This window comes from Inquilinus sp. OTU3971, assembly GCF_038440215.1.
In genome coordinates, this window is sequence record NZ_JASATH010000042.1 from 35223 (window position 1) to 46793 (window position 11571).

Sequence of the window (11571 nt, forward strand, 5' to 3'; positions counted from 1 at the left end):
GCCGTGCTGACCTATCTCGCCCGCCGCATCCTCGCCACCCTGCCGGTGATCCTGGTGGTGGCGCTGGTGGTGTTCCTGCTGCTGCGGCTGACGCCCGGTGACCCGGCGGCGATCATCGCCGGCGACCAGGCGTCGCCGGAGCAGTTGGCCGCCATCCGCGCGGCGCTCGGCCTCGACCAGCCGCTCCACGTCCAGTTCCTGGGCTGGATCGGCCGGCTGCTGCGCGGCGATTTCGGCGTGTCGCTGATCTCCAAGGTGCCGGTGGTGCAGATGGTCGGCCAGCGACTGGAGCCGAGCCTGAGCCTGGCCGTGCTGACCATCGTCGTCGCCGTCGCGGTGGCTGTGCCGCTCGGCACCCTTGCCGCCTGGCGCCAGGGCGGCTGGGTCGACCGCATCACCATGTCGGTCTCGGTGCTGGGCTTCTCGGTGCCGGTCTTCGTCGTCGGCTATCTCTGGATCCTGCTGTTCGCGATCGAATGGAAGCTCCTGCCCGTGCAGGGCTTCAAGAGCCTAGCCGACGGCCTCTGGCCGTTCCTGCAGCGCATGATCCTGCCGGTGGCGACGCTCAGCCTCGTCTACATCGCGCTGATCGCCCGCATCACCCGGACCAGCGTGATCGAGGTGATGGGCGAGGACTATGTCCGCACCGCCCGGGCCAAGGGCATCAGCGAGCGCGCCGTGCTGTTCCGCCACGCCCTGCGCAACGCGGCGGTGCCGATCGTCACCGTGATCGGCATCGGCATCGCCCTCCTGATCAGCGGCGTGGTGGTGACCGAGAGCGTGTTCAACCTGCCCGGCATCGGCCGGCTGACGGTGGAGGCGGTGCTGGCGCGCGACTATCCGGTGATCCAGGCGGTGATCCTGCTGACCTCCTTCGTCTATGTCGCGGTCAATCTGGTCATAGACCTGATGTACACCGCGCTCGACCCGAGGATCCGCTACTGATGGCCGCCGGAGCGCCCCTGGACCTGCCGCAGCGCAGCCCGTTCCAAGCCACGGTCAGGGCACTGACCGCCAACCTGCCGACGCTGATCGCGGCGCTGGTCCTGGCCCTGATCATCCTCGGCGCCCTGTTCGCGCCGCTGCTGTTCACCCAGGACCCGGCGGCGATGGCCCCGGCCCTGCGGCTGAAGCCCAGCACCTGGGAGCATTGGCTGGGCACCGACGCCTATGGCCGCGACCTCTATTCCCGCATTGTCTACGGCGGCCGGGTGTCGCTGGTGGTCGGCATCGGCGCCGCCGCGGTCAGCGTCGCCATCGGCCTCGCCATCGGCCTGGTCTCTGGCTTCTTCCGCGCCGTCGACGCGGTGGTGATGCGGGTGATGGACGGGCTGATGGCGATCCCGAACATCCTGCTGGCCATCGCCGTCGTCGCCCTGTCCGGCGCGACGCTCTGGACCGTCCTCGTCGCCATCACCATCCCGGAGATCCCGCGCGTGGTCCGGCTGGTGCGGTCGGTGGTGCTGTCGGCGCGGGAGGAACCCTATGTCGAGGCCGCGATCGCCGCCGGCACCTCCCTCCCCCGGATCCTGTGGCGGCACCTGATGCCCAACACCCTGCCGGCGCTGATCGTCCAGGGCACCTATGTCTGCGCTTCGGCGATCCTGACGGAATCGATCCTGTCCTTCCTCGGCGCCGGCCTGAGCCCGGAGATCCCGACCTGGGGCAACATCATCGCCGAGGGTCGCAACTACTTCCTGGTCAAGCCGACTCTGATTCTGTGGCCGGGGCTGCTGGTGTCGCTGACCGTGCTGTCGGTCAACCTGGTCGGCGACGCGCTGCGCGATGCGCTCGACCCGCGCATGGCGAAGAGGGGCTGAGATGCCGGACATCACTCCTACCGACGCCCCGATCCTGGAGATCCGCAACCTCGCAATCCGCATCGCCGGCCCGGCCGGGGCGCCGCGGGTGGTCGAGGACATCTCGCTCGAGGTCCGCGCCGGCGAGACCGTCTGCGTCGTCGGCGAGAGCGGCTCCGGCAAATCGGTCACTGCGCTCGCCACCATGGGGCTGCTGCCGCGCCGGGCGCTGGAGCCGGCGGCGGGGTCGATCCGGCTGGAGGGCGAAGAGCTGCTGGGCGCCTCGCCGGCCCGGCTGCGTGCCCTGCGCGCCACCCGCATGGCCATGGTGTTCCAGGAGCCGATGACGGCGCTGAACCCGGTCGCCACCGTCGGCCGGCAGATCGAGGAGGTGCTGCGCACCCACACTGGCCTCGGCGCCGCTGAGCGGCGCGCCCGCATCCTGGCGATCCTGCAGCAGGTGCATCTGCCGGAGGTCGACCGCATCTTCGCATCCTATCCGCACCAGCTGTCGGGCGGGCAGCGCCAGCGCATCGTCATCGCCATGGCGCTGGTGCTGCGGCCGCGGCTGCTGATCTGCGACGAGCCGACCACCGCGCTGGACGTGACGACCCAGCGCCAGATCCTGGGCCTGATCCGCGAGTTGCAGGAGCAGCAGGGCACCGCCGTGCTGTTCATCACCCACGACATGGGCGTGGTCGCCGAGATCGCCGACCGCGTCGTGGTGATGCGGCGCGGCCGGCTGGTCGAGACCGGCGGCACGCAGGAGATCCTGCGGCGGCCGGCCGAGGCCTATACCCGCACCCTGATCGCCGCGGTGCCGAGCCTGGTGCCGCGGGCGCCGCGCGCCCCGGTCGACGCCCCGCCGGTGCTGGAGACGGCCGGCCTGGGCAAGACCTATCGCAGCCGATCCGGCCTCGCCCGGACGCGCGAGGTCGCGGCCGCCGAGGGCGTGACCCTCCGCCTGGCGCCGGGCCGCACCCTCGGCATCGTCGGCGAGTCCGGCTCGGGCAAGTCGACCGTGGCGCGCTGCGTCATGCGGCTGATCGCCCCCTCGGCCGGCGAGATCCGGATCGGCGGCACCGACATCGCCCGGCTGTCGCGCCGCCAACTGCGGCCGCATCGCCGTCGGGTGCAGATCGTGTTCCAGGATCCCTACCGGTCGCTGAACCCGCGCCTCAGGGTCGCCGACACGCTGATCGAGGGGCCGATGAATTTCGGCCTGCCGCGAACCGAGGCGCTGGAGCGGGCGCGGCGGCTGATGCCGCTGGTCGGGCTCGACGCCACGGCGCTCGACCGCTTCCCGCACCAGTTCTCCGGCGGCCAGCGCCAGCGCATCGCCATCGCCCGGGCGCTGGCGATGGAACCGGACCTGCTGGTCGCCGACGAGGCGGTCTCGGCGCTCGACGTCTCGGTTCAGGCCCAGGTGCTGACGCTCTTGGAGGAGATCCAGGACCGCCTCGGCATCGCCATCCTTTTCATCACCCACGACCTGCGCGTGGCGGCGCAGATCTGCGACGAGGTGGCGGTGATGCGCCAGGGCCGGGTGGTGGAGATCGGGCCGGCGGCCGAGGTGCTGCGCCGGCCGCGCGATGCCTACACCCGCCAGCTGTTCGAGGCGGCGCCGGGCCGGCACTGGGACTTCGCCAATTTCCGCCCGGTGGCGCTGGCGGCCCCGGCCGAGGCCTGACCCGGGGCCGCGGCTCAGCTGAGCGAGAAGCCCAGCGCCTCCGCCTCTTCCGGCCGCAGCACGCCGTCCGCGACCCGGCCGGAGGCCGCCTGCCAGTCGTAGAGCGCCTTGGCGGTGAAGCCGTTGAGCACGCCGGCGGTGAAGCCCCAGTCCGGGATCAGCCCGCGGCCGATGAAGGCGTCCTGCAGCAGCCGCACCTCGGGGCCGCTCGACCCCGGCATCAGCCGGGCCAACCCCGGGTCCGCGCCGCGCTCCGCCACCAGGCGCAGATGCCGGCCGGCGATCAGCAGATCGTCGAAGGCAAGGCCGGTCTCGGCCAGGTCGGGGCTGGCGGCGAGCCCTGCCGCCGCGCGGAAGGCGGCGTAGTCGCCGGTCGGGTCGGCCGGCGGCAGGTGCCGGCCCGGCAAGGTCTGGCAGCCGGCGGAGGAGAACTCGATGCCGTCGCCCGGCCAGCCGGCGGCGTGGATGTTGTCCTCCGGCGCGCAGATGTCGAAGCGGCCGGACAGGTCGTAGCCGGCGGCATCGGGCGAGCGCCAGACCGGCACCTCCACGGTGCGGTCGAGCTGGAACGCCCCCTCCTCCGCCGGCCGGCCAGCGGGCACATGGGGGCCGACGACATAGGGGTGCAGGCCCGACGCCAGCATGTTGGCGATGCGCCGGTCCGGCGCCTCGACCTGGCAGCGCATGTAGTGGGCGTTCGGGACGGTCGAGCCGGGCCAGGCGATCAGCCGCCCCGCCGGCCGGTCCCACACCCCGAGGACGCAGCGCGGCACGTGATGGTCCGGCCGGACTTCGCGCAGTTGCAGCGCCTCGGTCCACCGGCCGGCGGAGTCCGGATCGGCCAGGGCACAGCCGCGCAGCCCGAACAGGATCCTCGCCCCGCGTGGCCGGAAGCGGGACAGGCGGCACAGCGCCTCGAAGGTCCCGGCATTCGCGGTGAAGACGGAGCCGGCGAAGGACGCCGCCAGGTGCGCGTAGTTCGGCGAGCGGTGGTCATCGTGCCAGACCGGCGGCATCGGCATCCCCTATGCCTCGAGCAGCGCATGCAGCCGGGCTCCGACCGCCGGCAGGAAGCGGCGGTTCTGCGCCATGTGCGGGCCGACCGTGTAGACCGCGGCGACGAGGCTGCGGCCGGAGGGGGCTTCCCAATAGGCCATGTCGTGCCGGGTCTCGCTGGTCCAGCCGGCCTTCGACCACAGCCGGACATCCCTGGGCAGCGTCTCGCCGAGGAAGCTGCGGACCTGGTCCTCATAGTCCGGCGGCAGCCGGTCCGGGTCGCGCTCCGGCTCGCGGTCGAGCAGAACCATCATCCGGCCGCAGGCGGCGGGCGAGACCAGCTGACCGGCGACGATGCCGTGCAGCAACGCCGCCGCCGCACGCGGGGCGATCAGGTTGCCGCCATGGGCCCGCGCCGCCTTCTCCCGGCCATAGGGCGAGTCCTCGTAGGTGCCGTGCCACAGCCGCAGCCGGTCGAACTCCGGCCAGGCCCAGCCTTCGAACCAGCGCTGGATCGCCTGTCGCTTGTCCCACCACGCCGCCATCTCCGCATCCGGCAGCGGACCGCCCGGCGTGGTGCCGGTCATGCGGCCGAACAGGTAGGTGGTGGCGTCGTTGCTGGACTGGCGGATCATCGCCGACAGCGCCCGCAGATCCTCCTCGGCCGGCTGCAGCAGACCGGCCTCGACCCAGTGCTGGAAGGCGACGAGATAGAAGCTCTTGCAGGTGCTGGCCGGATAGACCGCGACCTCGTCGCGATGGCCGAAGACCGGCCCGTCCGAGTAGCGGTCAGCGGCGCCGTCGCGCAGCCGGCCGGGATAGAGCCGGAATGTCAGGCCGAAATCCTCGGGCCCGACCTCGCCCTTGAACTCGTCCAGCAGGTTCTGGACCAGCGCGGCGCCCATCAGCCGGCGCAGGCGGCGACGAAGGCGGCGAGGATGGCGCGGTCGGCCTCGCTGCGCAGGTATTCCGGGTGCCATTGCACGCCGAGGCAGAAGCGCTGTCCCGGATGCTCGATCGCCTCCACAACGCCGTCGGGGGCGACGCCGGAGACGATCAACGCCGGCCCCGCCGCCTTCACCGCCTGGTGGTGCGAGCTGTTGACGCCGAAGCGCGCCGCGCCGGTGATGCGGGCCAGCAGCGTGCCGGGCGTGACCTCGACCTCATGCGCCGCGGTCCAGCCGGCCGGGTCGTGGATCTTGCGCTCCGGGCTGTGGTCCAGCGCGTTGTCGATCTCGGCCGGGATGTGCTGCACCAGCGTGCCGCCCAGCACCACCGCCAGCAGCTGTTCGCCGCCGCAGATGCCGAGCACCGGCTTGTTCCGCGCCACCGCGCCCTTGACCAGCGCCCATTCGAACTGGGTGCGCACCGGCTTGGTCTTCACCGTTTCGTGCACCGAGCCGGCGCCCCAGAGCGCGGGGTCGACGTCGAAGCCGCCGCCGGTGACGGCGACGCCGTCGCACAGGTCGAGATAGCGGTCGACCGCATCGACCAGATGCGGCAGCGCCAGCGGCACGGCGCCGTGCTCGGCCAGCGAGCCGCAGTAGTTCTGCCGCAGCGCGTACCAGGGCGAGGAGGAATAGCCGCCCGGCTCCTCGGCATCCAAGGTCACTCCGATGACGGGCCCATGTTTCAAGGAGGAGGGCATGATCGTCCTGTGCGGAAGCGGAACGGGTCCCTCGGTGATGCCCGGCGCCCCGGCGGCTGTCAAATTCCGGTCGGTTATGGGCTTCGTATCGGCCGTTATCGCCTGGCGCTGCGGGTGCGCTGCGTCGGCTTGCCGGTGAGGTGGTCGAGGAACAGATGCGCCGCCTGCGACAGCGGGTAGTTCTCGTGGTGCAGCGCCGTGATCGGCAGGGTGATCTCCGGCACGATGGCGCGGACGGTGACGTCCGGCACGGCCCAGGCCTGGGCGGTGTGCTCGTCGACGATGGCCGAGCCGGCGCCGTAGCGCACCAGCGGCAGCGCCAGGTAGTAGGTCTGGATCAGGTTGCGCGGGGCGTAGCGGATGCCGGCGCGGTCGAAGGCGTCGGACAGGGTGGCGCCGATCGAGGTGTCGGGGTCGACGCCGATCAGTGTCTCGACATCGATCCGGTCGAGCGTGATCTCCGCCGCCTCGCCAGGCCCGAGCGGCGCGGTCGAGAGGTGCACCAGCCGCGACGTGCCGATGGCGATCTTGCGCATGCCCGGCGGCAGCACCGGCTCATAGGCGATGGCGAGGTCGAGGCTGTTGGTGGCGACGAGATCCAGGATCTCGCGGGTGTGGTGGGTGCGCAGGTCGAAGCTGACGCCGGGGTGGCGGCGGTGGAACGACGCCATCTGCTCGGTCATGAAGCCGAAGCCAAGGCTGGGCAGGCAGGCGATGCGGACATGGCCCTCGCGCCCGCGCCGGAGGTTGGCGGCGATGCTGGAGATCCGCTCCAGCCCGGCGAAGGTGCGGTCGATCTCAACCTCGAGCAGCTTGGCCTCGCGGGTCGGCACCAGCTTGCCCTTGACCCGCTCGAACAGGCGCAGGCCCAACTGGTCCTCGGCATGGCGCAGCAGCTTGCTGACCGCCGGCTGCGAGACGTTCAGCAGCTCGGCCGCGCCGGTGATCGACCCGGCCTTCTGCACCGCCTGCAGCGCCTCGATATGCCTCAGCCTGATGGTCATTGCGTCTCCTCCGCCCGGACCGGGATGGCACAGCGGCGGGGGCATGACAAGCGCGCCCGGCCGTGCGAGGGTCCGGCCATGATCCGGATCACCGCCCGCATCGCGCTGGACGAGCGCGACTTCGAGGAGAGCTTCATCCTCGCCTCCGGCCCGGGCGGGCAGAACGTCAACAAGGTCGCGACCGCGGTGCAGCTACGCTATCCGATCGACCGCGCCGGGATGCCGGAGGACATGCGGGCGCGGCTGGAGACACTGGCCGGGCAGCGCCTGACCAAGGACGGCGTGCTGGTGATCACCGCCCGTGAGCATCGCAGCCAGGAGCGCAACCGGGCCGAGGCGGTGGCCCGGCTGGTCGACCTGTTCCAGCGCGCCGCGGTGGCGCCGAAGAAACGCCGGCCGACCCGGGCGACGCTGGGCAGCAAGATCCGGCGGCTCGACTCCAAGAGCAAACGGTCGTCGGTGAAGCGGATGCGCGGCAGCCCGGGCGAGGACTGAGACGGAATTCGCTTCAAATTGCTGCCATCTTGCGCGCTTATGATGAAGTTCCCATGCGGCGGGGGCCGTGGGACACGGGAGGGGGACATCATCATGAGTTTCGGCCTGTCGCATCGCGTGCTCGCGGTCGCGCTGACGCTGGCCCTGGCCGGCACCGCCGCCGCGCAGACGCCGCCGGCACCCGCCGACCGGGCGGCCACGATCCAAGCGGAGCAGGACGCCGCGTGGGAGGCGGCCAGGAAGGTGGTCCAGCGCGGGCCGGTCGACATTCCGCTGATCGACCAGGGCACGCTGGCCCTGCCCGAAGGCTATGCCTTCGTGCCGAAGCAGGAATCGGCCCGCCTGCTGCGCGCCTCGGGGAACAGCGCCAGCCCGACGCTGATCGGCCTGGTCTTCCCGCTCAGCGACGAGCAGTGGTCGGCGTCGATCGACTACACCGAAGAAGGCTATATCCGCGACGACGACGCCAAGGACTGGAACGCCGACGAGCTGCTGACCAGCCTGAAGGACGGCACCGAGGCCGAGAACCAGGACCGGATTGCCCGCGGCTTCCCGCCCCTGGCGGTGACCGGCTGGATCGAGGTGCCGCAATACGATGCCGCGACCCATCGCCTGGTCTGGTCCGCCAAGGTGGTCGAGACGGACAACCCGCGGGACCAGGGCACGGCGAACTACAAGACCTATGCGCTGGGACGCGAGGGCTATTTCGGCCTGAACCTGGTGACCTCGACGGCGACGGTCGAGGGCGACAAGAAGTATGCTCGCGAGCTGCTGAGCGCGATCAGCTACAGCCCCGGCAAGCGTTATGCCGACTTCACCGAGGGGACTGACCGGGTGGCCGAATACGGGCTGGCGGCGCTGGTGGCGGGCGTGGCGGCGAAGAAGCTGGGGCTGATCGCCATCATCGGCGCCTTCGTGCTGAAATTCGCCAAGGTGTTCATCATCGGCTTCGGCGTCTTCGGCGTCGCCCTGGCCAAGCTGTTCCGGCGGAAGCCGCGCGACGGCGGCGTTTCCTGAGAGGGCCCGGCACCAGTCATGATCAAGGCGCTTCTGCTGCTGGTCGGCGGCCTGAAATTCGGCCCATTGGCGCTGACCGGCGGCACCATGCTGCTGTCGCTGGTCACCTACGCCTTCGTGTTCGGCTGGGGCTATGCCGCCGGCTTCGTGCTGATGCTGCTGGTGCACGAGATGGGGCACTACATCGCGGCCAAGCGGCGCGGGCTGAATGTCGGGGCGCCGACCTTCATCCCCTTCGTCGGCGCCTGGATCCAGCTGAAGGAGCAGCCGATGAATGTCGAGACCGAGGCCTATGTCGCCTTCGCCGGCCCGTTCCTCGGCACGCTCGGCGCCTTCGCCGTGTATTTCTGGGCGCGCGAGGTGGACAGCCGGCTGCTGCTGGCCGTGGCCTATTCCGGCTTCTTCCTGAACCTGATCAACCTGCTGCCGGTGTCGCCGCTGGACGGCGGCCGGATCACCGCGATCCTGTCGCCGCGGGTCTGGCTGCTGGGCGCGCCGATCATGCTGGGGCTGCTGCTGTGGCGGCCCAGCCCGGTGCTGCTGCTGGTGGCGCTGTTCGCGGCGCCGCAGGTGCTGAAGGCCTGGCGGCACGACCCGAACAGCCCGGAGGCCAAGGCCTATTACAACGCGCCGCTGGACGCCCGGATCGAGTATGGCGTGCTGTATCTCGGCCTGACCGCGCTGCTGGCGATCATGACCTACAGCGTGCATGGGATGCTGGAAGGCTCTCGTCCCTTCTGACACTTGGCTGGCATGGCCGTTGCATGGCTCTGCGATCGGTTCGCAATCACCGACCGGAGAGGGTTCGCCATGAAGCGCGACGAGCTGACCGAGAAGATCCTGGACATCAAGCGCGAGAAGGGCTGGAGCTGGCGCGAGATCGCCGAGACCATCGGCGGCCATTCGCCGGTGCTGGTCACCGCCGCCCTGCTGGGCCAGATGAAGCTGACCAAGCCACTGGCAGCGGAAGCCGCGATCCTGTTCGGCCTGACCCCGGCGGAGCAGCGGATGCTGAACGAGCCGCCCTATCGCGGTTCGTTCCAGGCGCCGCCGACCGACCCGCTGATCTACCGCTTCTACGAGCTGGTGATGGTCTACGGCACCACCTGGAAGGAGCTGATCCAGGAGGAGTTCGGCGACGGTATCATGTCGGCGATCGACTTCGACCTGCAGATCGAACGCCAGCCCGACCCGGCCGGCGACCGGGTGAAGATGACGATGTCCGGCAAGTTCCTGCCCTACCGCTACTACGGCGCCACCGGCAACGCCCCGAGATTCGGGTATCGGGAGGAGTGAGGACGACCGAGAGATTGAAGCCCCGGAAATCCACTCTCCCCCTCCCCCCGCAAGGAGATCGGAAGAAGCGGTCGAAGTGCGATCAGCTTCCCTACTCCGCCTTCCAGGCACCCCACAGCCGCGGCTTGTCGGCCGCCCAGGGCTTGTAGCCCTTCAGCTTCGGCCCGACCGCGTCGACCGCCGGGTCGTAGTACAGGCCGATGATCGGCAGCTGCTGCGCCATCAGCGCGTGCAGCTGCTTCAGCGCCTCCTTGCGCTTGGCGGCATCCTCGGTGCGGATCGACTGGGCCAGCAGATCCGCCGCCTTCGGGTCGTCCCATTGCCGGGCCGGGTTCTTGGCCTTGCTGCCGATCAGGATGCCGTACAGCAGCGACGGGTCGAGCCGGGCCGAGAACGAGAAGGATTGCAGCTGGAACTTGCCGGCGGTGTAGTTGTCGAGCTGCGTCGCCCAGTCCAGCACCTCAAGCCGCGCGTCGATCCCGGCCGCGGCCAGCATGGCCTGGATCATCACGGCGTTGTCGTACATGCCGTCATAGCGCTTGTTGGTCTGGATGGTGATCGGCTGGCCCTTGTAGCCGGCCTCCTGCAGCAGCGCCTGCGCCTTGGCCGGGTCGTAGGCCGGCCAGTCGAGGAAGCTTTCGTCGAAGAAGGTGCTGCTGCGCGCCACGGCCGAAGGGTTGGCCTCGGCCAGGCCGTAGGTGCGGGCCTGGGCGATCTGCTTCAGGTCGAGCGCATGGGCGATCGCCCGGCGGATGCGGATGTCGGACAGCAGCGGATCGGCGGTCTCGACCAGGATCACCGACCAGCCGAGGCCCTGGGCCGTCTCGACCATGCCGCCATTGGCCTTGGCCTGGTCGATCTGCCCCGGCGCCAGGCTGGGCAGCAGGTCGACCCCGCCGGTGGCCAGCGCCGCCTCCGCCGTCGCCGGGTCGGGCACGATCTGGAAGCGGATGGTGTCGGCATGGGCGATGCGGGCGCCGGCATAGCCGCTGCCGGGCTCGGACAGCGGCTTGTAGTCGGCGAAGCGTTGCAGCACCACCGCCTCGCCGCGCTTCCAGGAGGCCAGCGTGTACGGGCCGGTGCCGACCGGCGCGTTCCAGCTGCCGTCCGGATTGAGGCTGTCGGGGCTGATCGTGCCGCTGGCGAAGCACTGGACATTGGCGAGCTGCGCCAGGAACAGGGCGTTCGGCTCGGCCAGGCGGAAGCGGATCGTCTGCGGGTCCGGCGTCTCCACCGCCTCGACCTTCAGCCCGGCGGTGCCGTCGAACACCGGCCGGCAGCTCCAGCTGTCGGTCGCCCAGCGCCGGTCCCAGCTCCATTTCACCTCGGCCGAGGTGACCGGCTTGCCGTTGTGGAACACCGCGCCCTTGCGGATCTTGAAGTCGTAGATGCGCCTATCATCCGTGACCGTCCAGGACTCCGCCAGGGCCGGGCCGACCGTGAGGTCCTCGCGGTAGCCGACCAGGGATTCGACGACATGCTGCATCACCGTATCGGTGTTGCCGTCGCGGTTGATGCCGGGTTCGCTGCTGCGGATATCCGCGTTCAGCGCCACGGTGATGGTGCCACCGTCGCGGGGGGGCGCCCGCCCCGCCCCCCCGCCCGCCCCCCCCCCCGCGCCGCCCG

The 11571-nt window shown here is 70.7% G+C and carries 12 protein-coding genes; 7 read left to right on the forward strand and 5 right to left on the reverse strand.

Features of this window, described 5'->3' with window-relative positions; genetic code table 11:
- The first annotated feature begins 3 nt into the window (after window positions 1-3).
- The 3 genes from AAHM41_RS13210 to AAHM41_RS13220 are packed head-to-tail and all read left to right on the forward strand — an operon-like array spanning window position 4 to window position 3489.
- The gene (locus tag AAHM41_RS13210) at window positions 4-945 is read left to right on the forward strand and encodes an ABC transporter permease (protein ID WP_342237008.1); all 942 of its coding nucleotides are present in this window, start codon (window positions 4-6) and stop codon (window positions 943-945) included.
- Window positions 945-1820 carry an ABC transporter permease gene (locus AAHM41_RS13215; RefSeq protein ID WP_342237009.1) on the forward strand — a complete coding sequence of 292 codons (876 nt, stop codon included), beginning with the start codon at window positions 945-947 and terminating at the stop codon, window positions 1818-1820. The genes AAHM41_RS13210 and AAHM41_RS13215 overlap by 1 nt, the downstream gene beginning before the upstream one ends.
- A gap of 1 nt (window position 1821) precedes the next feature.
- On the forward strand, window positions 1822-3489 hold the full coding sequence (locus tag AAHM41_RS13220) for an ABC transporter ATP-binding protein (protein WP_342237010.1): 1668 nt from the start codon (window positions 1822-1824) through the stop codon (window positions 3487-3489).
- Window positions 3490-3503: 14 nt separating this feature from the next.
- On the opposite strand, the gene AAHM41_RS13225 is transcribed toward AAHM41_RS13220, so the two are convergent.
- From AAHM41_RS13225 to AAHM41_RS13240, 4 genes are all read right to left on the reverse strand, one after another.
- Window positions 3504-4511: a hypothetical protein gene (locus tag AAHM41_RS13225; protein ID WP_342237011.1), complete on the reverse strand. Its 1008-nt coding sequence runs from the start codon at window positions 4509-4511 to the stop codon at window positions 3504-3506.
- Window positions 4512-4514: 3 nt separating this feature from the next.
- Window positions 4515-5390, reverse strand: coding sequence for a serine hydrolase (locus AAHM41_RS13230; RefSeq protein ID WP_342237012.1), 876 nt, complete (start codon window positions 5388-5390; stop codon window positions 4515-4517).
- Complete coding sequence (locus tag AAHM41_RS13235; protein ID WP_342237013.1) at window positions 5390-6133, reverse strand: gamma-glutamyl-gamma-aminobutyrate hydrolase family protein; 744 nt, start codon at window positions 6131-6133, stop codon at window positions 5390-5392. Before AAHM41_RS13235 ends, AAHM41_RS13230 begins: the two co-directional genes overlap by 1 nt.
- A 95-nt stretch (window positions 6134-6228) precedes the next feature.
- Window positions 6229-7137: a LysR family transcriptional regulator gene (locus tag AAHM41_RS13240; RefSeq protein WP_342237014.1), complete on the reverse strand. Its 909-nt coding sequence runs from the start codon at window positions 7135-7137 to the stop codon at window positions 6229-6231.
- Window positions 7138-7215: 78 nt separating this feature from the next.
- On the opposite strand from AAHM41_RS13240, the gene arfB reads away from it, so the two are divergent.
- The 4 genes from arfB to cynS all read left to right on the forward strand — a co-directional run bounded on the left by arfB (window position 7216) and on the right by cynS (window position 9945).
- A complete protein-coding gene (gene arfB / locus AAHM41_RS13245) occupies window positions 7216-7632 on the forward strand; it encodes an alternative ribosome rescue aminoacyl-tRNA hydrolase ArfB (RefSeq protein ID WP_342237015.1) in 417 nt (138 codons plus the stop codon).
- A gap of 93 nt (window positions 7633-7725) precedes the next feature.
- On the forward strand, window positions 7726-8649 hold the full coding sequence (locus tag AAHM41_RS13250) for a DUF2167 domain-containing protein (protein ID WP_342237016.1): 924 nt from the start codon (window positions 7726-7728) through the stop codon (window positions 8647-8649).
- A gap of 18 nt (window positions 8650-8667) precedes the next feature.
- Complete coding sequence (locus tag AAHM41_RS13255; protein WP_342237017.1) at window positions 8668-9390, forward strand: site-2 protease family protein; 723 nt, start codon at window positions 8668-8670, stop codon at window positions 9388-9390.
- 69 nt (window positions 9391-9459) lie between these two features.
- Window positions 9460-9945 carry a cyanase gene (gene cynS, locus AAHM41_RS13260; RefSeq protein ID WP_342237018.1) on the forward strand — a complete coding sequence of 162 codons (486 nt, stop codon included), beginning with the start codon at window positions 9460-9462 and terminating at the stop codon, window positions 9943-9945.
- 91 nt (window positions 9946-10036) lie between these two features.
- Here the strand turns inward: cynS and AAHM41_RS13265 are convergent.
- Window positions 10037-11571, reverse strand: a 1535-nt coding sequence (locus tag AAHM41_RS13265; RefSeq protein ID WP_342237019.1) for an ABC transporter substrate-binding protein, incomplete at its 5' end; no start/stop codon positions are given.

What these genes read in the sequence shown, in the direction of transcription:
- AAHM41_RS13215 (WP_342237009.1), top strand. Translation starts at nt 945, where the DNA reads ATGGCCGCCGGAGCGCCCCTGGACCTGCCGCAGCGCAGCCCGTTCCAA.
- cynS (WP_342237018.1), top strand. Translation starts at nt 9,460, where the DNA reads ATGAAGCGCGACGAGCTGACCGAGAAGATCCTGGACATCAAGCGCGAG.
- AAHM41_RS13225 (WP_342237011.1), bottom strand. Translation starts at nt 4,511, where the DNA reads ATGCCGATGCCGCCGGTCTGGCACGATGACCACCGCTCGCCGAACTAC.
- AAHM41_RS13240 (WP_342237014.1), bottom strand. Translation starts at nt 7,137, where the DNA reads ATGACCATCAGGCTGAGGCATATCGAGGCGCTGCAGGCGGTGCAGAAG.
- AAHM41_RS13230 (WP_342237012.1), bottom strand. Translation starts at nt 5,390, where the DNA reads ATGGGCGCCGCGCTGGTCCAGAACCTGCTGGACGAGTTCAAGGGCGAG.
- AAHM41_RS13250 (WP_342237016.1), top strand. Translation starts at nt 7,726, where the DNA reads ATGAGTTTCGGCCTGTCGCATCGCGTGCTCGCGGTCGCGCTGACGCTG.
- AAHM41_RS13255 (WP_342237017.1), top strand. Translation starts at nt 8,668, where the DNA reads ATGATCAAGGCGCTTCTGCTGCTGGTCGGCGGCCTGAAATTCGGCCCA.
- AAHM41_RS13220 (WP_342237010.1), top strand. Translation starts at nt 1,822, where the DNA reads ATGCCGGACATCACTCCTACCGACGCCCCGATCCTGGAGATCCGCAAC.
- AAHM41_RS13235 (WP_342237013.1), bottom strand. Translation starts at nt 6,133, where the DNA reads ATGCCCTCCTCCTTGAAACATGGGCCCGTCATCGGAGTGACCTTGGAT.
- arfB (WP_342237015.1), top strand. Translation starts at nt 7,216, where the DNA reads ATGATCCGGATCACCGCCCGCATCGCGCTGGACGAGCGCGACTTCGAG.